The following is a 23679-nucleotide window of genomic DNA, read 5'->3' as shown; positions in this document are numbered from 1 at the left end:
ATCTCTGAACCCGAATATACTCGGACTTCCTACTAATTTCCAGAGGGCACTTTCGAGGGCTAGTGGACTTCCTTCATCCCCTTGTACGCCTCCAGCGCTTCGGCCCGGGTGGTCTTCAGATCCACGATCTCTTCCGGATAGTCGGGCGTACCGAAGTCCGGAAGCCACCGGGCGATGTACTTTCCCTGCGGATCGAACTTGGTGCGCTGTGACTCCGGATTGAAGATCCTGAAGAAGGGTGAGGCGTCTGCCCCGGAGCCGGCAACCCACTGCCAGTTCGCGGGATTCGACGCCGGATCGGCATCCACCAGAGTGTCCCAGAACCACTGCTCGCCCAGTTGCCAGTGGATGCCCAGGTTCTTCACCAGGAAGCTCGCCGCCACCATGCGGACCCGGTTGTGCATCCACCCCGTGTGCCACAGTTGGCGTTGACCGGCGTCCACCATCGGGAAACCAGTGCGTCCCTTTTGCCACGCGAGGAACTCCTCCGGCGCACTTTCGTGGCCGGGATGCTTTCCGTCGCCGCCGCTGCTGCCGGGCCAAGCCCAGGGGAACCGGTCAAACTCGGAACGAAGGTTGGCGGTGGCGAGCTCCGGGTTATGGAAGTACTGGTGCCAGCAGAATTCACGCCAACCCAGCTCGGACGCGAAAATACTGGAGCTTTCCGAACGCTTGGAACCCAGCGCGTGCCACACCTCGAACGGGCTGAGCTCGCCCCAGCGAAGGTAAGGCGAGAGGCAACTGCTGCCATCAGTATCCGGACGGTTGCGGCCTTCGCTGTAATTGGACAGGCCATCGGCCACGAATGCTGCAAGCCGTTGGTGTCCGGCAGCTGCTCCCGGCGTCCACATCCCGGCCAAACCCCCGGCCCAGTCCGGTGTGGTGGGCAGCAGGTGCCAGTCGTCCAGCTCGTCGTACGCCGGCAGTTTGCCGGTGTACCCATGGCCCGGGGCCGGCACGGCCAGTGGCTCCCGGAAATCCTGCGCTGACACGGTCCGCCAGAATGGCGTGAAGACCTTGTACTGCCCACCCGTTTTCGTGGTCACATTCCACGGCTCATGAAGCAGGGAGGCCTGAAAACTTGACGCGTGCAGTCCGGCCTCGCCCGCCCAGGCCTTGATGCCGGCGTCGATGGTCCGCTCGACGGCACCGTACCGCCGGTTCCAGTACAGCGCACCGGCACCCACCGCCGTCGCGGTTTTCTGCACCACCTCACCGGCTGGTCCGCGACGGAGCAGCAGCGGGATGCCGAGTTTGTCCAGCTCCTCACCGAGCGCCGTCAAAGAATGGTGGAGCCACCAACGCGCAGCGCCACCATGGGCGCGGATCCCCGGCGATTCTTCATCGAGGACATACAGCGCGACGGCTTCACCGTCGTCGACCGCGGCCCGCAAGGCCGGATTGTCGGCGACCCGCAGGTCGTCGCGAAACCAAACGATGGACGGTTTCATTAATTCCTTTCAGCGGATACCCGGGAAACAGGAACAGCCCGTGCCCCCTGAGGAAATCCTAGGGGCACAGGCTGAACGCTGTTGCTGAATAAAAGTCAGGCGATGGAGGGAACGGCTTCCTCGATCTCGGAAAGAACCGGAGCATTGGTCTCCGACTCGGCCCACAGGGGAAGGCTGTTAATCACGTAGTCCCTGGCGGCCGGGCCCACCATGCTCATCCCGGCGTAGATTTTGCGGCCATTTTCCTTGATGGGCCTGAGACCCTCAAGTTCCAAGGCCGTCTTGAAGGCAGAGTCGGGGATGGGGATTTTGCGTCCAAGAACGCACCAGCTGATGTACAGGCCATAGAAAGTGTCAAAGTCCAAGCCGTTCTCAGTGTCGTCCTCAAACACCACACAGTCCTGGATAAAGCTGGAAATTTGGGTGTCGGTCATTACGGGCCTCCGGCGTCGGAAGAAAAAGCGGGCCGCCGGGCTGCATCAGCGAATGTCCTGTTCCCACTATAGACCCCTCATACCGTGGAGTAACCGGAAAACAGATTAACTCTGGATTGCAGCCAGGTAATGTTCCCTCCCGCCAGGGCCGAAGGTACGGCCGGCTCTGGTGCCGGCATCATCTCAGGCGTAGCGTCATCTTTGTCATGCAGGGGGGCCGCGACCCTCTGCCGTGGCAGCTCACACGATCCGCAAGGCCGGCGGTAAGGAGCATCACGTGGTTGGTTGGAATGCGGACACCGCAGCCGGGCCGCTGGGGGCGGGAACGGTCACCCTGGTGGAAGGTTCATCCTTCTGCATCTCCTCCTCGAACGGAGACATTAATCCTGGATTGCCCCAGGGCGTTTTCCACCTGGATACCCGCATCCTTTCCCGCTGGGAGTTGACCGTCAACGGCCAGGCGATCGAACCGCTGGCCGCGGAAACCCGGGAACCCTACCGTGCGCTGTTCATCGGCCGGGTTCCGCGCTCCGATGGATATGCGGACAGCCCTTTGCTGGTTGAACGGCTGAGGGAAGTCGGGACCGGCATCTTTGAGGAAATCACGGTCCGGAACTACTCCAAGCAACCGGCCGAATGCAGGATCCTCCTGACCGCCGAGTCGGATTTCGCGGACCTTTTCGAAGTAAAAGAAGCCCGCATCACCCGTCAGTGGAAGGAAACCCGCGTCCCGGAGGGCGATTCCTTGGAGATCCGTGGAACGTGGGAGGGAATCCGTCAACGCGTGGTGATCCGGGCTGAGAACGCCGGAGCAGGGGCCAGGGCTTTGGGTTTCACCGTAAAGATTCCACCGGCGGGGAGTTGGAGCACCCGCGCCAGCGTTGTTCCCGCTCCGGACGGAGCCGGCACGCGTTTCACCCACCCGTCCCGCGGCGAGTTGTCTCCCAGCGATCGGCGCCGGCAGGAATGGGTGGCCAAAATACCCCGCCTGCAGGTGGGAAACCGCTCCATGGAACGAACCCTCAGGCGCAGCTATGAAGACCTCGGGGCACTGCGGATCCAGGATCCGGACCATCCGGACAGGGTGGTGGTGGCTGCCGGCGCACCGTGGTTCATGACGCTGTTTGGCCGGGACTCCCTGTGGGCGTCAGAAATGGCGTTGCCCGTTGACCCTTCCCTTGCCCTGGGGACCCTCCGTACGCTCGCTGATCGCCAGGGAACCGTGGTGGACACTGCCAGCGAGGAAGAGCCTGGCAAGATCCTGCATGAAGTGCGGCTCGACGTCTCCAGCGGCTTGGCCCTGGGCGGCAAGTCCGCTTATTACGGCAGCGTCGATGCCACACCGCTGTTTGTCATTGTGCTGGGTTCCGTCAGCCGATGGGGCTTTGCCAAGGACGTCATTGCGGAACTGCTCCCCAACGCCGATCGCGCGCTCGACTGGATCATGAACTACGGCGACCGGGACGGCGACGGCTTCGTGGAGTACGGGCGCCCCAACGACCACGGGCTGATCAACCAGGGCTGGAAGGATTCCTGGGACGGCATCAACTTTGCCGATGGCACCATCGCCGAGCCGCCTCTGGCGCTGTGCGAGGTCCAGGCCTACGTCCACGGCGCCTACATGGCACGGGCCTGGATGGCGTACGACGACGGCGACCTCACCTTGGCGGCCGAACTCCGCGAACGCGCGGATCGCCTGAAAAAGAAGTTCAACGAAGAGTTTTGGTTGCCGGAGAAGGGTTACTACGCGGTGGCCCTGGACAAGGACAAGCGACCGGTGGACGCGTGTGCTTCCAACATGGGGCACTGCCTGTGGTTCGGCCTGGTGGATGAGGACAAAGCTCCCCAGGTGGTGGAGCGGCTGATGTCACCCGAAATGTTCAGCGGATGGGGCGTCCGGACACTGGCCAGTGACATGGGCGCCTACAATCCGGCCAGCTACCACAACGGATCAGTCTGGCCCCACGACAACGCCCTGATATCGGCGGGGCTGCTGCGCTACGGATTCGTGGCAGAAGCCCAGCGCATTGCGACGGCCCTCCTTGAAGCGGCCGAGTATTCGGGTGGAAGGCTCCCTGAACTCTTCTGCGGTTTTGACCGCGATCAGTTCAGGGAGCCTGTGCCGTACCCCACCGCCTGTTCCCCCCAGGCCTGGGCTGCCACTACTCCCATCCAGCTGATGACCGGGCTCATGCGGTACGACGCCCACATTTCCCTCGGAGGCGTCTGGCTGGATCCGGTCCTGCCGGAGTCCTACGGCGACCTGCACATCAGCAATGCCCCCATGGGAAGCGGGCGCATCACCATCGACGTCGTCGGTTCATCCTCACAGGTCCAGGGACTACCGGAAGGCCTGACCCTCCATCACGCGCAGCGGCCGTGGATCACGGAGCTGGTGGAACGGGCCGAGCTGCGGCGTGCGGAGAACGGACCCGGGCGGGAGTCCGGCTAGGCGTCGATCACCATATCGGTCAGCGCTGTGGAGCAGCACGGCAGGAACTTGCCGGCGTCGATTTCCCGTGCGCGGATCCCGCCTTGGTGGTTCATGTCGACATCCCCGGAAAGCTTGACGACCTTGCAGGAACCGCACATGCCTTCCTTGCAGTTGGCACCGATCCTGACGCCCGCACGCTGGGCCGGACCCAGAATGTGCTCGCTGGGGTCGATCCGCAAGTTAATGCCGGTCCGCATGAAGGACAGGGTGAGGCTTCCCGTTCCGACTGTTTCGAAGCTCGAAGCATCAGGGGGCGTGGCCTCCACTCCCCCAGCCGAACCGCCGTCGGAGTCCCCGGAATCAGGTGAGTCCGGGTCCATGGCTTCCAGCGGCAACCCGGTGGCCTTAAGGGGACCTTCCGCGTCGTAGCCGGGCTCGTAGAGTCCGAAGGCCGCTGGCTGGCTTTCGTAATAGTCCTCGGCGGAATCGGCAATTTCCTCGGCGATTTCTTCGGCAATGTCCACGGCGAGCGCGAGCTCGGCCTGGTATTCAAGGAGCGTCTGACGATCTCCGGAGAAGAACTCCATGTAGATGGAGGTGTCGTCGACGCCAACCTTCCCCAAGAGCTCGGTGGCGGTATTCAAGTAACCTTCGGGGCCACAGGCATAGACCTGGCGTCCGTTGGCATCGGGGGCCACCTCATCCAGCATGGCTGCCGTCAGCCTTCCGCTGAGCCCTTCCCACCCCTCGGGTTTGTTGCGGTCGCCCAGGGAGTAGAAGACCTTGATGCGCGAGTCCACGGAGGCGATGTAGGCCAGCTCCTTGTGGAAGGCAAAGCCTCCGGCCTCCGCTCCGTGGTAGAGCACCACGACATCTGCATGTCCGGGCAGGGAGTGGATGGTCCGCACCATGGACATGATGGGAGTGATGCCTGCGCCGGCGGCCAGCAACAGATACCGTGCCCGCCGGTCGGCATCGGGCAAGTGGAACGCACCGACAGGTCCGAGCATCTCCAGCACAGTGCCGGGTTTAACGTTCTCGTGCACCCACGGCGAAACCAGTCCCGCGGGGTCGCGTTTGACGCTGATGCTGAAGGTCCAAGGCTCCGTCGGGGAACTGGACAGGGAATAGCTGCGGTCCACCGGATCCTGGTCGTCTCCGTTTACCGGGAAGGCGACGTTCACATACTGCCCCGCACGGAACGCCAGGGGCGCACCGTCGGAACGGCGGAACACGAAGGTCATGAGGCCGCCCGCCTCGGGAACGGTCTCCACGCATTCGGCCGTGAACTCCTGTGGGTGCCAGGGACCCAGAGCACGGGCGGCACGGGCGGGCGCCTCGGTGCTGCCCATGACCCTGTTCCACGGCATTTCAAGACCGCGGATGCGCTGAGGCTCCTGGACTGCCGTCTCAGTGAGGAGTTCAATCATGCCAAGTGCTCCTGCACGCGCTGCACGTACCAGTTGATGAACGCCTCTACCTGGTACTCGCTCTTCATGTACGGACCGGGCTCGTAAGCGGGGCTGCCGGCGCCCGTCTGGCACAGCTCCACGAAAGCCTTGTCCTGCAGGTTTGTCTGCTTCCAGGTGTAGGTGAGCTTGTCCAGATCGTAGTCAACGCCTTCCACGGCGTCGTCAGCTACCAGCCAGGTGGTGCGTACCAGGGTCTGGTGCTCGTTGACGGGGAAGACGCCGAACGTGATGACATGGTCGCTCTGAAAGTGGAACCAGCTGTTGGGCTGCAGGTGCATCGAGCAGCGGCCAAGGCGGAAGTCCGGCAAATCGCCGAGCAGCTTCTTGGAGAGCCTGCGCCCATCGGCCGAGAATGATTCACCCTCTCCGTCGAGTGATTCACGGGAGATACGGATTCCGGCGATGCGCGTATCGAGCTCCTCCACCACCTCGTAGGGAAGGCCGTAGCGGCGGCAACGCTCCTCGAGCGAGGACTGGGCTTCCTTGTTCCGGTCCCATACTTCTTCGAGGTGGGCCGGGATCAGGCCCTCCGTCAGACCCCAGGTGGGAAAGAGGGAACAAGCCAGTTCGGGGTGTCCGTCGCAGTGGTAGCACTCACGGTTGTTCTCCATGACGAGCTTCCAGTTGCCCTCTTCGATGATGTTCTGCTGGTAGGCGACTTTCGTCTTCGACAGATCGTGGGGCGCGAGGTAGGGCTCGAAGATCTTTGAGGTTTCGTCGAAGTCTGTTGGCGGCTCATCGGCAATGCAGACGAAGATGAGTCCGGCGACCACGCGGCTGTGGGCGCGCTTGAGTCCAAAGCACCCCTTGTCGAACTTGGTTTCCCCCGGGGCTGAAGCATGGATCAGGTTGCCTTCGGGAGAGTACGTCCAGGAGTGGTAGCCGCAGACCAGGTTTCCGGTTGACCCTGCGGCTTCAGTGAGGACGCGGGCGCCGCGGTGGCGGCAGACGTTGTGCAGGACGTTGACTCCGCCGTCGTCGTTGCGCAGCACGATCAGGGAGTAGGGCCCGTAATCGACGGTGACATAGTCTCCCGGCTCCGGCAGCTCGGCGACGCTGCCGGCAAAGATCCAGTGCTCGCCGAAGATTGCTTCCATGTCGATCTTGAAAATCGTCGGGTCCGTGTAGAAGGGGGCGTCAAGGGAGTAACCCGTCCGCCGGAATTCGAACAACCCGGCAATTTCCGCCAGCTGCTCAGCAGGCAATGATGAAGCGAGTTTTCCGCGTGATGTGAGGGGCACGTTCACTGGAGCAGTCATGGGTTTCCTCCCGGGAGGCTGGGTAAGTATGGGATACAGGGGAATCGCAGGCGCATCGTCGCACCCTGCGTTATCGAAGTCTTCGTAGTACGAGATTAGGGACGAATGCCCTGCAACAAAAGCGCAACATTTAGGAGATAACCGTGCACATTCGGTGCATGATTGGTGCATGATCGATCCAAGGCTGATAACGCTCCGGGTGTTTGCCCGTTGCGGCACCGTCGGAGCTACCGCAGAGCTCACCGGATACTCCCCTTCTGCCGTCTCCGCGCAATTGCGCGAGCTCCAACGGATGCTTGGAATGCAGCTACTGACCAAGGACGGCCGGGGGGTGCGCCTGACCGCCACGGGCCGCTTCCTGGTGGAAGGTTCGGACACCTTGATTGCGGAGTGGGAAAGCCTGCGGGCAGCGGCCATGGAGGCCGGCGACCAGGTTCAGTCCCGCTTCGGCCTGGGGGGATTTTCGACGGCGGCCGCACAGTTGCTTGCGCCACTGGCCGCCACGTTGCGCTCTACCCGTCCCCTGCTGGAGGTTCAGGTACTTGAGGCCAACCCGGCGCGCTGCTTCGACCTCTTGGTCGCAGAGCGAATCGACCTCGCCGTGATCGTCGCCATGCAGTCCGACGCCTACGTTGAAGACGATCCGCGCTTCGAGCAGACTGTCCTGCTGGATGATCCCCTGGACGTCATCATTCCCGCGGACCACCCTCTGGCCGCACGGGAATCAGTGACGCTGGACGAGTTGGCATCGGAACCGTGGATCACCGAGTCCGCCGGCTCCACGTACCACTCCCTCTTCACTGCGGCGTTCACGGCCGTCGGCGTGACGCCGCGCATTGCCCATGAGGCTGTCGAATGGGAAACCCAAATCGCCTTCGTCGGGGCGGGGCTCGGCGTGGGTCTGTTGCCGCGTCTCGCACCCTTGCATCATGCCGAAAACGTTGTTCGGCTGCGCATCACAGGCAAAGGGAAGCCGGCCCGGCGCATAGTCGCCGCAGTGCGCCGGGGCAGCATCGGATCGCCCCTCATCCAGGAATCGCTCGGGATCCTCCAGGCCAATGCCCAACGGATCCTTACCACCCGCCCGGAAGACGAGCGCTGAGGCGGCGCCCTCGCACGGCCGGGCAGTGCAGTGTTAAGCGATCAGGCCCAGACCTGGTAGCCCGTCGACTTGTCGAACAGCCTCCTGGTAAAGGGCCCTGCTGCCGCGATCCACAGCACGGAGTCATCGTCGGCAGCCTGCTCCACCACGCCGGTCACGACGTGGTCGCCCGAAAGCCACACCTCGACCGTGTGACCCGTCAGCTGGGCCCAATCCTTCCGAAGACCACGTCCGTGGGCGGTCTTGACGAGACCAAGTTCTGACATTCGCTTTACCAGCCGCGTTCTGCGAGGCGGTGGGGCTGCGGGATGTCGTCGACGTTGATGCCGACCATCGCTTCGCCCAGGCCACGGGAGACCTTGGCGATCACGTCAGGATCGTCGTAGTAGGCAGTAGCGTTTACGACGGCGGCCGCGCGCTCTGCGGGGTTGCCGGACGTGAAGATCCCCGAACCCACGAACACGCCGTCCGCGCCGAGCTGCATCATCATGGCAGCATCAGCCGGGGTCGCAATGCCGCCGGCTGTGAACAGCACCACCGGGAGCTTACCCGTGGCGGCGACTTCCTTGACCAGCTCGTAAGGGGCCTGCAACTCCTTGGCCGCAACGTACAGCTCGTCCTCGGGAAGGGCCGCGAGCTTGGCGATCTCGGCACGGATCTTGCGCATGTGGCCGGTGGCGTTGGAAACATCGCCGGTGCCGGCTTCACCCTTGGAACGGATCATCGCCGCGCCCTCGTTGATGCGGCGCAACGCCTCACCCAGGTTGGTGGCGCCACAGACGAAGGGAACAGTGAAGTTCCACTTATCGATGTGGTTGATGTAGTCCGCCGGGGTCAGGACCTCGGACTCGTCGATGTAGTCAACACCGAGGGACTGCAGGACCTGGGCCTCGACAAAGTGGCCGATCCTAGCCTTGGCCATCACCGGGATGGACACGGCAGCGATGATCGCATCGATCATGTCCGGATCCGACATCCGGGACACGCCACCCTGGGCGCGGATATCGGCCGGGACGCGCTCGAGCGCCATGACGGCGACGGCACCGGCGTCCTCGGCGATGCGGGCCTGCTCGACGTTAACGACGTCCATGATGACGCCGCCCTTGAGCATCTCAGCCATGCCCCGCTTGACGCGGCTGCTGCCCGTCAGCGGGATGTGTTCGAAAAGGAGGGGTCTTGTAGGCATGGGATACTCCAAGGGCTCAAGGCTGTGACTGCATCACCAGCGCCCGGATGCAGCTACGGACAAGAAGCATCCACCGCGTGATATCCGGGTGATATATTAGTTGGAGTGTTCAGTATGCAATCACCGAAGCGCGGAGTCAACAGTCCTCCAACGCTTGGCTAGGCCGCGAAAAGTGCCTGGCGCACCGCTTGCTCAAACCCGCTGACATGCACACGGGCCAACTCGGCCGCCTTGTCCTCATCGCCTTCAATGACAGCCCTCAGCAGGTCGAGGTGCTCGCGGACGTGGTGCTCAAGGTCGGGCAGCCGGTCCAGGACCATGCACCAAATGCGGGTGGCCAGATTGTCGTAGCGGATCAGGACGTCTTCGAGGTGGGGGTTTGCCGCTGCGGCGTAGATTCCCTGGTGGACGCTGGCGTCGAGCCGCAGGGTTTCAACGACTGACGCCCTGTTGACATCGAAGGCTTCCACGGCCGTCATGACCTCCCGGAGATGAGCCTTGGTGGAGGCCGAAGCCATCCGCGCTGCCCGCGCCGCGGCAAGGGGTTCCAGTTGGGCCCGGATCTCGGAGATGAAAGCCAAGTCAGTGACTTCGACGCGGGTAGCGAATGTCCCCCGCCGTGGGTAAGTGATCACCAGCCGGTCCAGTTCCAGCCGCTTCAGGGCTTCACGCACCGGGGTCCGCCCGACGTCGAGTTCCTTGGCGAGCTGGTCATCATTAAGGAGGTCGCCGGGCTTGATGTCCAGCATCACCAAGCGGTCGCGCAGGCGTTCATAGGCGGTATCGGCCAGTGATTTCCTGCCAACGCCGTCCGCGGCTGCCAGAGTCTCGAATGCCACAGTGCCGACCCTTTCCCTGATTCCTGAAAAATCTATTGACCTGCCCTGGTGACCAGTATACGCTGATTCCCAATCCTAATATATCAGTTCAGGACCCAGGAATATATCTAAAGGAGGAGACATGACCCTCGTGGCGACAGACTCACCGGTAAGCACACTGCCGAAGCCCGAATTGCTCAATGAAGAGCAAGCACAGAAGTTCGTACTCACATTGTCGTGCGTCGAACGCGCCGGGATCGTTCAGGCAGTCACCACCTTCCTGTTCGAGCGCGGCTTCAACATCGAAGAGCACCAGCAGTTCGACGACGGCCTCCGCCAGACGCTGCACCTGCGGACGGCGTTCTCCGGCCCATTGTCCTACTCACCTGAGCGGCTGGAAGAAGAATTCAGCGCGATTGCTGACCGCTTCGAGATGAAGTTCAGCTTCCATGACCAGACCAAGAAGCGCGTGCTGGTGATGGTCTCGAAATTCGGGCACTGCCTGAACGACCTCATTTTCCGCTGGCGCGGCGGCAGCCTCGGTGGCGACCTCGTAGTGGTGGCTTCGAACCATGAGACCCACCGCGCCATGGCTGAAGCGGCCGGCCTTCCCTTCATCTACATTCCCGTTACCCCGGAAACCAAGGCCGAGGCAGAGCAAAAACTGCTGGATCTGGTGGAAGAGTACAACGTAGACCTCGTCGTACTGGCACGGTACATGCAGGTACTCTCGGACGATTTGTGCCGCGCCCTTGAGGGACGCGCCATCAATATCCACCACTCCTTCCTGCCGGGATTCAAGGGTGCCCGCCCCTACCACCAGGCCTATGACCGCGGCGTGAAGCTTGTCGGCGCCACCGCCCACTACGTGACCGCGGACCTGGACGAAGGACCGATCATCGAGCAGGAAGTCATCCGCGTCGATCACAGCTACGGCCCCACCACGCTTTCAACCGTGGGCCAGGACGCCGAAGCCCTCGCGTTGTCCCGAGCCGTCAGGTGGCACTGCGAGCACCGCGTGCTGCTGGACCAGACCAGCACAGTGGTTTTCCGCTAACCAAGCATTCGCACACCAGCAGACCTACCCCTCTTAACTTCAGCAGGAGAACCCCCCATGGCATCCACGCCTCGCATTGTCATCATCGGAGCTGGGATCGTTGGCACCAACCTCGCCGACGAACTCGTCACCCGCGGTTGGAACAACATCACCGTCCTGGACCAAGGACCCTTGAACATGCCCGGCGGCTCTACGTCCCACGCGCCGGGCCTGGTTTTCCAGACCAACCCCTCCAAGTCCATGGCGCTCTTCGCCAAGTACACGGTGGAAAAACTCCTGTCTCTCACAGAGGACGGCCAGAGCTGCTTCAACCAGGTGGGCGGACTGGAAGTAGCCACCACTGAGACCCGCCTGGCCGACCTCAAGCGCAAGCTCGGCTACGCACAATCGTGGGGCATCGATGGCAAGATCCTCACCCGCGAGGAATGCAAAGAGCTCTACCCGCTGATCAATGAGGAAGACATCCTCGGTGGCCTCCATGTCCCCACCGATGGCCTGGCCCTCGCAGCCCGCGCCGTGCAGTTGTTGATCAAGCGCACTGAAGCCGCCGGCGTGAAGTACATCGGCAACACCGAGGTAACCGGCATTGAGCAGTCGAACCGCCGCGTGACCGGCGTCGAGACCGCCGAAGGCGTCATCCCCGCGGACATCGTCGTTTCCTGCGCCGGTTTCTGGGGCGCCAAGGTGGGCGAGTTGATCGGGATGTCCGTTCCGCTCCTGCCGCTGGCACACCAGTACGTAAAAACGACACCGGTTCCCGCCCAGAAGGGCAAGAACGAACTGCCGAACGGCGCCCAGCTGCCCATCCTGCGCCACCAGGACCAGGACCTCTACTACCGCGAGCACGGTGACCGTTACGGCATCGGCTCCTACGCGCACCGGCCCATGCCTGTGGACCTCGATGAGCTTGGCAGCTACGAGCCCAGCAGCATCACCGAACACAACATGCCCTCGCGACTGGACTTCACGCTGGAAGACTTCCTCCCCGCGTGGGAAGCAAGCAAGCAGATCCTGCCCGCCCTCCGCGAAAGCGAAATCGAGGATGGCTTCAACGGCATCTTCTCCTTCACCCCGGACGGCGGCTCGCTGGTAGGCGAATCCAAGGAAGTGGACGGCTTCTTCGTGGCTGAGGCCGTGTGGGTGACGCACTCCGCCGGCATTGCCCGCGCCGTGGCCGAACTGTTGACCACCGGCAAGTCCCGGATCGACCTCGGTGACTGCGACATCCACCGCTTCGAAGAGGTCCAGCTGACCCCCGAATACGTCAGCGAAACCTCCCAGCAGAACTTCGTGGAAATCTACGATGTGATGCACCCGCTCCAGCCCAAGCTCTCCCCCCGCAACCTTCGCGTCAGCCCCTTCCATGCCCGCCACAAGCAGCTGGGCGGTTACTTCCTGGAAGGTGCCGGCTGGGAACGCCCGTACTGGTTCGAAGCCAACGCCGAACTCCTCAAGGAGATGCCGGACGAGTGGCAGCCGCCGGCCCGTGACGCCTGGTCAGGCATGTTCAGCTCGCCGATCGCCGCAGCTGAAGCCTGGAAGACCCGCACAGCAGTTGCCATGTACGACATGACGCCGTTGAAGCGCCTTGAAGTGTCCGGTCCGGGTGCTTTGAAGTTGCTTCAGGAACTGACCACCGGAGACTTGGCCAAGAAGCCCGGCGCAGTGACCTACACCCTGCTCCTGGACGAAGCCGGCGGCATCCGAAGCGACATCACCGTGGCCCGCTTGAGCGAAGACACCTTCCAGCTCGGCGCCAACGGCAACATCGACACCGCCTACTTTGAGCGCGCAGCCCGCCACCAGACCGACAACGGTGACGCCGGCGACTGGGTCCAGGTCCGTGACACCACCGGCGGTACCTGCTGCATCGGCCTCTGGGGCCCCCTGGCCCGCGACCTCATCAGCACGGTCAGCACCGATGATTTCAGCAACGACGGCCTGAAGTACTTCCGTTCCAAGAAGGTCACCATCGGCGGCGTCACCGTCACCGCGATGCGCCTGTCCTACGTGGGTGAACTCGGCTGGGAGCTCTACACCAGTGCAGACAACGGGCAACGTCTCTGGGACACTTTGTGGAAGGCTGGCCAGCCGTTCGGCGTCATCGCCGCAGGCCGTGCCGCATTCAGCTCGCTGCGGCTGGAAAAGGGCTACCGCTCCTGGGGCACGGACATGACCACGGAACACGATCCCTACGAGGCCGGCCTCGGGTTCGCCGTGAAAATGACCAAGGAAAACTTCGTGGGCAAAGCTGCTTTGGAAGGACGCACCGAGGAAGGCTCGGCCCGTCGCCTGCGCTGCTTGACCGTCGACGACGGCAGGAGCCTGGTGCTCGGCAAGGAACCGGTGTTCTACAAGGACCAAGCGGTGGGTTACGTCACCAGCGCCGCCTACGGTTACTCGGTCCGGAAGCCGATTGCCTACGCCTACCTTCCCTCAGCTGTCTCACTGGGAGACTCCGTGGAAATCGAGTACTTCGGACGCCGCATCCAGGCGACCGTCACCGAGGATCCGCTGTACGACCCCACCATGAGCCGGCTCCGGGGCTAGTGGCCAGGACGACCCATGATCAGTTCAGAAACCATCAATGAGTACCTCTCCAGGCTTGCTTCACGCCAGCCCACCCCTGGCGGGGGTGCGGCGGCAGCCCTGCATGCGGCCCAGGGTGCTGCCCTGGTAGCCATGGTGGCCAGGTACACCACCGGCGCCAAGTATGAGGAACATGCGGCGCTGGTCACCCGGATCACCAGCGCCGCCGATCACTTGGCAGCTGAGGCGTTGCGGCTGGCCGACGCGGACGAGCATGCCTTCCAGTCAGTCATCGATTCGTACAAGCTCCCTTCGGATACGGACGAACTCAAGGTCGTCAAAACGGCAGCCATCCAGGAGGCCCTGGTGCAGGCCGCCCGGACGCCGGCGCAGCTCATCAACGTTGCCGGCGAAGTGGTGGACCTTGCCACCGAGCTCTTTGATGTGGCCAACCCCAATGTCATCAGCGACGTCGCCGCTGCCGCAGACGCAGCGCGCGCAGCCGCCACCACGGCCCGGGTCAATATAGACATCAACGTCGTCGCCATCAAGCACGGCGAAGCCCGTTCCCGCCTGGCGGAACAGACGGATGGGATTGAGGACAAGATTGTCCTCGCCGCCGATGCCCTGGTGAAGCGCGTCCGCCAAAGGATCCTGTCATGAGTGGCGTGCGCGTGAACACCGAAGTGCTTTCGGGCAAGCCGCTCGCGGCCCTTATCCAGCAGCGTGCCCACGACGGGACGGCCCGCCTGGATGAGGAGGGCCTCCGGCCGGTCCTGGCTGTTGTTGTTGCAACGGACGACGAAGCCACGCACTGGTATGTCCGGTCCATTGAGCGTGCCGCGGGACGTGCGGGCATGGGTTGCAGGGTTCTCGATCTTGGCCCCGACGCCACGGAAGAGGTTCTGGCGGGTGTCCTGGCGGACCTCAGCGCGGAACCAACAGTGCATGGCATTATCCTCCAGACTCCCCTGCCGGCCGCCGTCCGGGCTGACCGGTTGGTGGGCCTCATCGCTCCGGAAAAGGACATCGACGGCGCCAACCCCCTCAGCCTCGGCCGCTTGGCGGTGGGGCAACCCGCTTTCGCACCCGCGACCGCGAGAGCCGTGGTGGAGTTGCTGGACCACTTCCAGGTCCCGGTGGCGGGACGGAACGTGGCCGTCGTCGGGCGTTCCGCCGTGGTGGGCAAGCCGCTGTCCCTTCTCCTTCTCGAAAGGGACGCGACCGTCACCATCTGCCATTCGAAGTCGGGCCCGCTGGAACGCCATACCCGGTCCGCCGACATCGTGGTGGTAGCCGCCGGGCGGACCGGACTGCTGAAAGGCAGCCACGTTTCGCCCGAGGCGGTAGTGATCGACGTCGGCACGAACGTTCTGCCCGACGGTTCCCTGGTGGGAGACGTTGACGAAGCCAGCGTCACCGGCGTCGCGGGCGGCTTGAGTCCGGTTCCCGGCGGCGTCGGGTCCGTGACCACCGCGCTCCTGCTGCTGCACACGGTGGAAGCCGCCCGGCAGTCTTCCCGAATCGAGCTGCTGACTGCTTACATTTCCCGGACCTGAAGGGTTTTCCATGCACGCCAAAGCTCCCCGCGAGAACATCGATGAGTCAAAGCTGACCGTCACCAAACCCAAAACCAAGGCTGTGGGCATCCCCGCTGTTGCCAACGCCCTGAAGATTTCACTGGAACAGATGGGACCGCTGCGCAGCGTCCAGACCCTGCTGGCCGTGAACCAGCTGGACGGGTTCGACTGCATGGGATGCGCCTGGCCCGAGCATGAAAAGCGCAACGCTGCAGAATTCTGCGAGAACGGTGCCAAGGCAGTGGCCGAGGAAGCCACGCGCCGCCGCGTCACGCCGGAGTTTTTTGCCCAGCACTCCATCGCCGAGCTCAAGACCCGCGACGACTTCTGGCTGGGACAGCAAGGCCGGCTCACCCATCCGATGTTCCTGGACGAGGGTGCTACCCACTACAGGGCCATCGACTGGGAGGAAGCCTATGACCTCATGGCCGAGGAACTGCGGGGGATGGAACACCCCGATCAAGCGGTGTTCTACACCTCCGGCCGCACGTCCAATGAAGCAGCATTCGTGTATCAGCTTCTGGTTCGCGGCCTGGGGACCAACAACCTCCCGGACTGCTCCAATATGTGCCACGAATCCTCCGGATCCGCACTGGTGGAAACCATCGGCATCGGCAAGGGTTCCGTCAGCCTGACGGACCTGGAAACGGCGTCGCTGATCTTCGTGGCAGGCCAGAACCCCGGCACCAACCACCCTCGCATGCTCAGTGCCCTGGAAAAGGCGAAGAAGAACGGTGCGGTCATCGTCTCCGTCAATCCCCTTCCCGAAGCCGGGCTGCTGCACTTCGAAAACCCGCAGCACGTGGCCGGCATGATCCAGGGGACCCAGCTGACGGATGACTTCCTGCAGATCCGGGCCGGCGGGGACCAGGCGTTGTTCCAAGGCCTGGGCAAATACCTGCTTGAAGCCGAAGCTGCCGGACGGAACACCCCGGGCCTGCAAACGGTGTTGGACCATGACTTCATCACCAAGCACACCGTGGGCATCAACGACTACCTGCGGCACCTGGAAAAGGTGGAGTGGGACGACATTGTGGAGGCATCGGGCCTGACTCTGGAGCAGATCCATGCAACCGGAGAGCGGATGCTCGCTTCCAGCGCCACCATCGTTTGTTGGGCCATGGGCCTGACCCAGCACAAACATTCCGTTCCCACCCTCCGCGACGTCGTCAATGTCCTGCTGCTTCAGGGCAATATCGGCAAGCCCGGCGCCGGAGTCTGCCCGGTGCGCGGACACTCCAACGTCCAGGGTGACCGCACCATGGGCATCTTCGAAAAGATGCCCGAGACATTCCACGACCGGCTGGACCAGGAATTCGAGTTCCGCTCCCCCCGCGAGCACGGCTTCGACACCGTGGCCGCCATCCGCGCCATGCGGGATGGGAATGTTCGCTTCTTCATGGGAATGGGCGGCAATTTCGTCCGCGCCGCCCCTGATTCGGACGTGACCGAACTGGCCTTGGCCAACACCCGGTTGAGCGTACAAATCTCCACGAAACTGAACCACTCGCACCTGTCCACGGGCCGCCGGGCACTGATCCTGCCCACCCTGGGACGCACCGAGAAGGACACCCAGCGTACGGGCGACCAGCGGGTCACCGTGGAGGACTCCATGAGCGCGGTCCATGCCTCACGGGGACGCCTTAAACCGGCAAGTGAACACCTCCACTCCGAAGTCGCGATCGTCTGCAACCTCGCCCACAGGCTGTTCACCGACGGCCACCACCGCCTGCCCAACACACCCCAGGCTGCCTGGCTGGCCATGAGGGACGACTACACCCTGATCCGGAAGCATATTGAGGCCGTCTTCGATGGATTCGAGGACTTTGAAGCGCGGATCCAGCATCCGGGCGGCTTTGTCCTGCCCCACCCGCCCCGGGATGCCAGGAAGTTCGACACCGCATCCGGGAAGGCACACTTCACGGGCAACGAGCTGGAGTTCATCAAGATCCCGCCCGACCGGCTGGTCCTTCAAACACTGCGCTCACACGACCAGTACAACACCACCATCTACGGCAAGGACGACCGCTACCGCGGCATCCATGGCGGACGCCGCGTGGTCCTGGTCAACGCCGGGGACATCACCGCCCTGGGATTCTCCGACGGCGACATGGTCCACCTGGTCTCCGAGTTCCAGGGCGTTGAGCGCAGGGCCGAGGACTTCCGGATCGTTTCCTATTCAACCCCACAGGGTTGCGCGGCCGCGTACTACCCGGAAACCAACGTCCTGGTGCCCCTGGATTCCGTGGCCGACACCAGCGGGACGCCGACCTCGAAGTCGGTGATCATCCGGCTGGAGAAAGCCTGAACCGGCAACAGAGTTCCACACCGGATTTGTCCAAGTATCACCACGTCCAGTGGTCCGTGAAGGGTGCTTCGGTGCCTGAAACCTGGGGAGGTATTCCTCATCGAAGCACCGCTTTCGGATCATTGGGCAGCAATTTTCAGTAACAGCCAAAGAATAGGGAGTGACCATGTCAGGAAACAGAGCAGTCGCCTACAAGGAACCCGGTGTCGTTGAGATCATCGACACTGACTACCCAACGTTTGAGCTCAAAGACGGACCAGGCGTCAACCCTGCCAACGTAGGACGGAAGGTGCCGCACGGCGCGATCCTCCGGACGGTGACCACCAACATCTGCGGTTCTGACCAGCACATGGTCCGCGGCCGCACCACAGCTCCGCAGGACCTGGTCCTCGGTCACGAAATCACCGGCGAAGTGGTGGAGGTGGGACCCGACGTCGAGTTCATCAAGGTGGGCGACATCGTCTCGGTGCCGTTCAACATCTCCTGTGGCCGCTGCCGGAACTGTAAGGAACAGAAGACCGGCATCTGCCTCAACGTCAACCCGGACCGTCCCGGCAGCGCCTACGGTTACGTGGACATGGGAGGCTGGGTGGGCGGACAGGCAGAGTTTGTGCTGGTTCCCTACGCCGACTGGAACCTGCTGCGCTTCCCGGACCGCGATCAGGCCCTGGAAAAAATCATGGACCTGACCATGCTCTCGGACATTTTCCCCACCGGCTTCCATGGCGCAGTCACTGCCGGCGTCGGCGTGGGTTCCACGGTGTACGTTGCAGGCGCCGGGCCCGTGGGCCTCGCTGCCGCCGTCGGTGCGCAGCTGCTGGGTGCCGCCGTGGTGATCGTGGGCGACATGAACGAGGACCGTCTGGCGCAAGCCCGCTCCTTCGGCTGCGAAACAGTCAACGTGTCCAACGGAGATCCCAAGGAGCAGATCGCCCAGATCCTGGGCGTTCCGGAAGTGGATTGCGGCGTGGACGCCGTCGGTTTCGAAGCCCGCGGACACGGCAAGGATGCCTCCCACGAGGCTCCCGCCACTGTGCTGAACTCCCTCATGGACATCACTGCCGCCGGCGGCTCCCTGGGTATCCCGGGGCTCTACGTCACTGGCGATCCGGGTGGAATCGACGAGGCTGCCAAGCACGGCTCCCTCTCACTGTCCCTCGGTACCGGCTGGGCCAAGTCATTGTCCTTCACCACCGGCCAGTGCCCCGTGATGAAGTACAACCGTCAGCTGATGATGGCCATCCTCCATGACAAGGTCCAGATTGCCAAGGCAGTCAACGCCAAGGCCATCCCGCTCGAAGACGCTCCGCGCGGCTACGCCGAATTCGACGCCGGAGCAGCAACAAAGTTCGTGCTGAACCCCAACGGCTACGTGAAGGCCTGATACACGTCCGACCCGGCACGCATCAACTGATACCGGGGACTGCACGGCAAGAAGTACGGGAAGGCCGGGCAGTCCCCGGTATCTGCGCCACACCTCATTCCAGGAAGCGGACATCCATGCTCGCACAAGCAACGCGCACCAAAGCGCCCACCTGGGCCGAAGCACGGCAGGTGGCCTACCACTGCGCCGTTCCGCTCCCCGCGTCCACCGTCACCCTGGGCGAAGCGATAGGGCACATCCTGACCAGCCCCGTCACTGCCCGGCAGGATCTGCCCCACTACGCGTCCTCAGCCATGGACGGCTGGGCCATCAACGGCAGCGGACCGTGGATACTCAGGACGACGGAGCGCCCGCTCGCCGCCCACGAAGCCAGCGTCATTGCCACCGGCGGCCTCGTCCCCGCCGGAGCAACAGCAGTCCTGCGCAAGGAAAGCGGTGACATCACCGCGGACGGGTACCTCTCCCTCAGGCACGATGTGAAGCCAGGCGAGACCCTCCCGGGCAAGCACATTCGTCCAGCCGGAGAGGAGGCCGCTGCAGGAGATGTCCTCCTTCCGGCGGGCCTTCTCCTCAATCCCGCCCACATTGCCCTGGCCGCTGTAGCAGCCCACGATCACGTGCAGGTCCAGCGCAAACCGAGGGTCGCCGTCGTACTTACCGGCTCCGAAGTGGTCACTTCGGGTGAGCCGGCACCAGGACAGGTCCGCGACGCGTTCGGCCCCCAACTGGATGCCGTTATTACGCAGCTGGGCGGAGAGCCCGGCGGGCAGCTCAGGATCGGCGACTCGTACGACGAGTGGATGGCGGCCCTGGCTGCCCCCTCGGGTGGACGGCCGGACGTGACGATCACTACCGGCGGAACGGGCAAATCGGGGACGGACCACTTCCGCGATGCCATTGCCGCCCTCGGCGGCCGGCTCCTCCTGGATGGCATTGCCATGCGGCCTGGCCATCCGGCAGTGCTGGCCGAACTTCCTGATGGCCGCTTCGTCATCGGGCTCCCGGGAAACCCTCTGGCCGCCATGCTGGCGCTCATGACCCTGGGCGAACCCTTGCTGGCCGCCTTGGGGAACAGGCCCATCCCGGAAGCCAGGCCGACGACGTCCGGGGCGGACATCGAGCCGGACCCCGGGCGGACACGGCTCGTCCCCTGCACCGTGATCCACGGCCTCGCGTTCCCGGCGGCCCACACAGGTCCGGGAATGATGCGTGGGCTTGCCTGGGCAGACGGATACATGGCTGTGCCTCCTGAAGGCGTTGCAGCGGGCGCGCCCGTTCCCGTCCTGCCGCTGCCGTGGAGGTAAATTCCGCGGGTCCCATGGCGTGAAAGAGTCCGTTCGAAACTCCGTCTAGGATAAGGAAAGACGAGGGTGCAGGCCGAACAGGGCTACCAGCTCAGGGAGGCCTGCCTGGACAATGACACGAGGCACGATGGCCCCCCGCAATAACCCGGAGATCGACAAGGACGCTGACGCCCAAGCCGGCGGTGTGCAGTCCGTGGACCGCGCGCTTCAGATCCTGGAAATCCTGGCCCGCGAGGGCGATGCCGGCGTCAGCGAAATCGCTGAGGAAATGGGCGTGCACAAGTCCACCGTGTCCCGGTTGGTCGGCTCCTTGGTCAACCGTGAACTGGTCCGGCAAAACAGTGAACGCGGCAAGTACCAGCTGGGCTTTGGAATCCTCCGCCTGGCGTCCTCCATCCCGGGCAGGCTCAGCGTTGTCCACGAGGCCAGGGAGGTCCTGGAAGCCCTCGCGGCCGAGTACAAGGAAACCGTCAACCTGGCCGTGCTGCGCTCCAATTACGCCGTGAATGTGGATCAGGCCATGGGCCCTTCAACATTGGCCACCTACGACTGGGTGGGCAGCCTCACGCCGCTTCACGCCACGTCCAGCGGCAAAGTGCTGTTGGCGGCCTTGACGGCTGATGAGAGGACCCAGGTCTTCAAGGCGGTGGGGCTTCCGGCCCGCACACCGCGGACGGTAACCAATCGAGGGGAACTCGAAAATCAGTTGCTGGAGGTTGCCCGGAACGGCTACGCCACCGTTCATGAAGAGTTTGAAATCGGCCTCACAGCCATAGCGGCACCCATCTATAACCACGCGGGAACTGTTATTGCCGCGATCAGTATTTCCGGCCCGGCCTTCCGCTTTTCGCCTGAAGACCATCCCGGACTCATCGACGGACTCCGGCGGGCGGGGCTGACCATCAGCGCCAGGATGGGCTACAGGGGCCAATAAGCGCCCGAGCCTCCATCAGTCTGAGCGCACTACGCAACTCAGTCCATGATACGCAACGGAATTACTTCAAGCCAATTGATATATCAATCTGCCGTCAAACTGCTCAGAAGTCTTGACTTTGGGGTGTGACGGGGAGCACTCTGTTGCTTAGGGCGGATGTTGTTGATTCCTGCGGAACACTCGTCAGGGCCTGAACCGACGAATCAGCCGTCCCGTATCACGAACCAGAAGAGGTGCATCATGCCTATCGCCTGCCCGCTCCGTGAACGCGTTATCGGGGAGGCATCACGGCCCGCAGTGGTCACCGGAGCGGACCAAGTCCCCAACCTTTCCCTCCGCTCCACCCACCAGGGCCACGTATAAACGCAAGCCCATGACTCGCCGAGCAAAGGACCCGCTCATGGCTATAAACAGTGACACAAAACCGTTAACACCTGAGGAGTTACCCGCCGACGAATCGTTGGCGGATACTCCGGCCTCACCTCAGCACATCCGCACGGAAACGCCTGAAGAAGTCATCAGCGTCTCCCCTGACAACCCCGACTTGGCCGCCCTCAACGTAGAGGACGGAGGCGCAGAGACCCTTCCCGATTCTGAAGAATACGAACAGATCATGGAAGAGTTGCGCCATGCCAAGACCGAGCAGGCCGTTTCGGCCCGCCGGAACCGCAAACTTACCCTCGACAAAGTCACCTTCGGGATCACGGGCGCCATCGCCGTCGCCTTCGTGATCTGGGGCTTTGCAGGGCGGGACAGCCTCTCTGAAACCTCCAAGGGAGCCCTGAACTGGGTCATGGAGTACACAGGTTGGCTGTTCATGGTCCTCGCATCCTTGTTCGTCGTCTTCGTCCTGTGGCTTGCCCTGGGCAAGTTCGGCAACATCCCGCTGGGCAAGGACGGCGAGAAGCCCGAGTTCCGCACCGTTTCCTGGGTGGCCATGATGTTCGCCGCCGGCATGGGCATCGGGCTCATGTTCTACGGTGTGGCTGAACCCCTGTACCACTACATTTCGCCGCCGCCGGGAACAGTGGATGGCCGCACGCCCGCTGCCATCCAGACTGCCATGGCCACCTCCATCTTCCACTGGACCCTGCACCCATGGGCCATGTACGCGGTCGTTGGTATCGCCATGGCTTACGGCACCTACCGGCTGGGCCGCAAGCAACTGGTCTCCGCAGCCTTCACTTCCCTGTTTGGCATCCGCATGGTGGAAGGTCCACTCGGGAAGTTCATCAACATTCTGGCCATCTTCGCCACGCTTTTTGGAACGGCCGCCTCGCTGGGCCTTGGCGCCCTCCAAATCGGCAGCGGCATGACGTCCAACGGTTGGCTGGGTGAGGTCGGCACTCCGGTGCTCGTAGTCATCGTCGCCATTCTGACCTTCTGTTTTGTGGCATCCGCCGTGTCGGGCATCAGCCGCGGCATCCAGTGGCTCTCCAACATCAACATGGTCCTCGCTGTTGTTCTGGCCCTGATCGTGTTCGTGGCCGGGCCTACGCTGTTCATCCTTAACCTGATCCCTTCCGCCGTGGGTGACTACGCACGGGACCTGGCCGAGATGTCCTCACGGACCGAGGCTGTGGGAGACGATTCCCTGCGCAGCTGGATGACCAGCTGGACCATCTTCTACTGGGCTTGGTGGATCTCCTGGACGCCCTTCGTGGGGCTGTTCATCGCCAGGATCAGCCGCGGACGCACCATCCGCCAGTTCGTCACCGGCGTCCTGCTGGTTCCGAGCGTCGTGAGCGTCATCTGGTTCGGCATCTTCGGTGGGGCCGCCTTCAACGTTCAGCAGGAAGCAGACAAAGCCGGCACTCCGGGGCTCGTGACCATGGTGGACGGTGCACCTTCCATCAACTTCGACGGCGCCCTCTTCGATTTGGTCAAGAACCTGGGCATGCCAGGCTGGTTGACATCAGCCGTCATCGTCCTGGCCATGGTCCTGGTGGCGATCTTCTTCGTCACCGGTGCCGACGCAGCTTCCATCGTGATGGGATCCCTCAGTTCCAACGGTGCTGAGCACCCGCGTCGGGGAGTGGTGATCTTCTGGGGAAGCCTCACCGGAGCCGTGGCAGCGGTCATGCTGCTTGCCGGCGGCGATAAACCATCGGAAGCCCTATCAGGCCTGCAAAGAGTGACGATCGTGGCAGCCTTGCCTTTCGTCATCGTCATGCTGCTGCTGTGCTTCGCGCTGGTCAAAGACCTTCGCCGGGATCCCCTGCAGTTGCACAAGCGCTTGGCCACTTCGGTGGTGGAACGCGCCATCCGTACTGGCGTGGAACAGCATGGCGGTGTTCAGTTCGACCTCGTCACCAAGCACGAATGCGCCGAAAAGTGCTCGGATTCCGAGTGCAACGGGGCAGCACCTACGGGAACGATTCCCTTGGTGGGCAAACCCCAGCTGGAATCCGACGACAAATAGTCCAG

General features: G+C 63.2%; 18 protein-coding genes. 11 read left to right on the top strand and 7 right to left on the bottom strand.

Features of this window, described 5'->3' with window-relative positions; all coding sequences use genetic code 11:
• Positions 1 to 59: 59 nt before the first annotated feature.
• Both QF015_RS15595 and QF015_RS15590 read right to left on the bottom strand, forming a co-directional pair.
• Positions 60 to 1451, bottom strand: a complete 1392-nt coding sequence (locus QF015_RS15595; protein ID WP_429390066.1) for a cryptochrome/photolyase family protein — start codon at positions 1449 to 1451, stop codon at positions 60 to 62.
• A gap of 95 nt (positions 1452 to 1546) precedes the next feature.
• Entirely contained in the window at positions 1547 to 1885 is a 339-nt protein-coding gene (locus QF015_RS15590) for a hypothetical protein (RefSeq protein ID WP_310203205.1), read from the bottom strand.
• A 277-nt stretch (positions 1886 to 2162) separates the two neighbouring features.
• On the opposite strand from QF015_RS15590, the gene QF015_RS15585 reads away from it, so the two are divergent.
• Positions 2163 to 4337, top strand: coding sequence for an amylo-alpha-1,6-glucosidase (locus QF015_RS15585; RefSeq protein ID WP_429390065.1), 2175 nt, complete (start codon positions 2163 to 2165; stop codon positions 4335 to 4337).
• On the opposite strand, the gene QF015_RS15580 is transcribed toward QF015_RS15585, so the two are convergent.
• Positions 4334 to 5749 (bottom strand): ferredoxin reductase, encoded by a 1416-nt coding sequence (locus QF015_RS15580; RefSeq protein WP_429390064.1) that lies wholly within the window; start codon positions 5747 to 5749, stop codon positions 4334 to 4336. The genes QF015_RS15585 and QF015_RS15580 overlap by 4 nt on opposite strands.
• Entirely contained in the window at positions 5746 to 7050 is a 1305-nt protein-coding gene (locus QF015_RS15575) for an aromatic ring-hydroxylating oxygenase subunit alpha (protein WP_310203211.1), read from the bottom strand. Before QF015_RS15575 ends, QF015_RS15580 begins: the two co-directional genes overlap by 4 nt.
• A 169-nt stretch (positions 7051 to 7219) precedes the next feature.
• On the opposite strand from QF015_RS15575, the gene QF015_RS15570 reads away from it, so the two are divergent.
• Positions 7220 to 8152 (top strand): LysR family transcriptional regulator, encoded by a 933-nt coding sequence (locus QF015_RS15570; RefSeq protein WP_429390063.1) that lies wholly within the window; start codon positions 7220 to 7222, stop codon positions 8150 to 8152.
• A 41-nt stretch (positions 8153 to 8193) separates the two neighbouring features.
• Here QF015_RS15570 and QF015_RS15565 read toward each other — a convergent pair whose 3' ends face one another.
• The 3 genes from QF015_RS15565 to QF015_RS15555 form a co-directional block, all read right to left on the bottom strand.
• Positions 8194 to 8418, bottom strand: a complete 225-nt coding sequence (locus QF015_RS15565; RefSeq protein ID WP_310203215.1) for a hypothetical protein — start codon at positions 8416 to 8418, stop codon at positions 8194 to 8196.
• 5 nt (positions 8419 to 8423) lie between these two features.
• Complete coding sequence (gene pdxS / locus QF015_RS15560; RefSeq protein ID WP_429390062.1) at positions 8424 to 9338, bottom strand: pyridoxal 5'-phosphate synthase lyase subunit PdxS; 915 nt, start codon at positions 9336 to 9338, stop codon at positions 8424 to 8426.
• A 158-nt stretch (positions 9339 to 9496) separates the two neighbouring features.
• Positions 9497 to 10177 carry a GntR family transcriptional regulator gene (locus QF015_RS15555; RefSeq protein ID WP_429390061.1) on the bottom strand — a complete coding sequence of 227 codons (681 nt, stop codon included), beginning with the start codon at positions 10175 to 10177 and terminating at the stop codon, positions 9497 to 9499.
• A 121-nt stretch (positions 10178 to 10298) separates the two neighbouring features.
• On the opposite strand from QF015_RS15555, the gene purU reads away from it, so the two are divergent.
• The 9 genes from purU (at position 10299) to QF015_RS15510 (ending at position 23674) form a co-directional block, all read left to right on the top strand.
• A complete protein-coding gene (gene purU / locus QF015_RS15550) occupies positions 10299 to 11213 on the top strand; it encodes a formyltetrahydrofolate deformylase (protein WP_429390060.1) in 915 nt (304 codons plus the stop codon).
• Between the two features lie 57 nt (positions 11214 to 11270).
• Positions 11271 to 13763, top strand: a complete 2493-nt coding sequence (locus tag QF015_RS15545; protein ID WP_429390059.1) for a GcvT family protein — start codon at positions 11271 to 11273, stop codon at positions 13761 to 13763.
• A gap of 15 nt (positions 13764 to 13778) precedes the next feature.
• The gene (locus QF015_RS15540) at positions 13779 to 14405 is read left to right on the top strand and encodes a cyclodeaminase/cyclohydrolase family protein (RefSeq protein ID WP_429390058.1); all 627 of its coding nucleotides are present in this window, start codon (positions 13779 to 13781) and stop codon (positions 14403 to 14405) included.
• A gap of 11 nt (positions 14406 to 14416) precedes the next feature.
• Positions 14417 to 15301: a bifunctional 5,10-methylenetetrahydrofolate dehydrogenase/5,10-methenyltetrahydrofolate cyclohydrolase gene (locus QF015_RS15535; protein ID WP_429390151.1), complete on the top strand. Its 885-nt coding sequence runs from the start codon at positions 14417 to 14419 to the stop codon at positions 15299 to 15301.
• 10 nt (positions 15302 to 15311) lie between these two features.
• Positions 15312 to 17630 carry an FdhF/YdeP family oxidoreductase gene (locus QF015_RS15530; RefSeq protein ID WP_429390057.1) on the top strand — a complete coding sequence of 773 codons (2319 nt, stop codon included), beginning with the start codon at positions 15312 to 15314 and terminating at the stop codon, positions 17628 to 17630.
• Between the two features lie 166 nt (positions 17631 to 17796).
• Positions 17797 to 19014 carry a formaldehyde dehydrogenase, glutathione-independent gene (gene fdhA, locus QF015_RS15525; RefSeq protein WP_310203229.1) on the top strand — a complete coding sequence of 406 codons (1218 nt, stop codon included), beginning with the start codon at positions 17797 to 17799 and terminating at the stop codon, positions 19012 to 19014.
• A gap of 116 nt (positions 19015 to 19130) precedes the next feature.
• Positions 19131 to 20318, top strand: coding sequence for a molybdopterin molybdotransferase MoeA (locus tag QF015_RS15520; protein ID WP_310203231.1), 1188 nt, complete (start codon positions 19131 to 19133; stop codon positions 20316 to 20318).
• Between the two features lie 127 nt (positions 20319 to 20445).
• Complete coding sequence (locus QF015_RS15515; RefSeq protein WP_429390056.1) at positions 20446 to 21252, top strand: IclR family transcriptional regulator; 807 nt, start codon at positions 20446 to 20448, stop codon at positions 21250 to 21252.
• A gap of 400 nt (positions 21253 to 21652) precedes the next feature.
• Positions 21653 to 23674, top strand: coding sequence for a BCCT family transporter (locus tag QF015_RS15510; protein ID WP_310203235.1), 2022 nt, complete (start codon positions 21653 to 21655; stop codon positions 23672 to 23674).
• Positions 23675 to 23679 lie beyond the last annotated feature (5 nt).

Origin of the sequence: Paenarthrobacter sp. TE4293 (assembly GCF_050435325.1) — a bacterium.
Taxonomy (GTDB): domain Bacteria; phylum Actinomycetota; class Actinomycetes; order Actinomycetales; family Micrococcaceae; genus Arthrobacter; species Arthrobacter nitroguajacolicus_C.
Note: the sequence above shows the minus strand (reverse complement) of the source record. Positions and strands in the feature narration are given on the sequence as shown.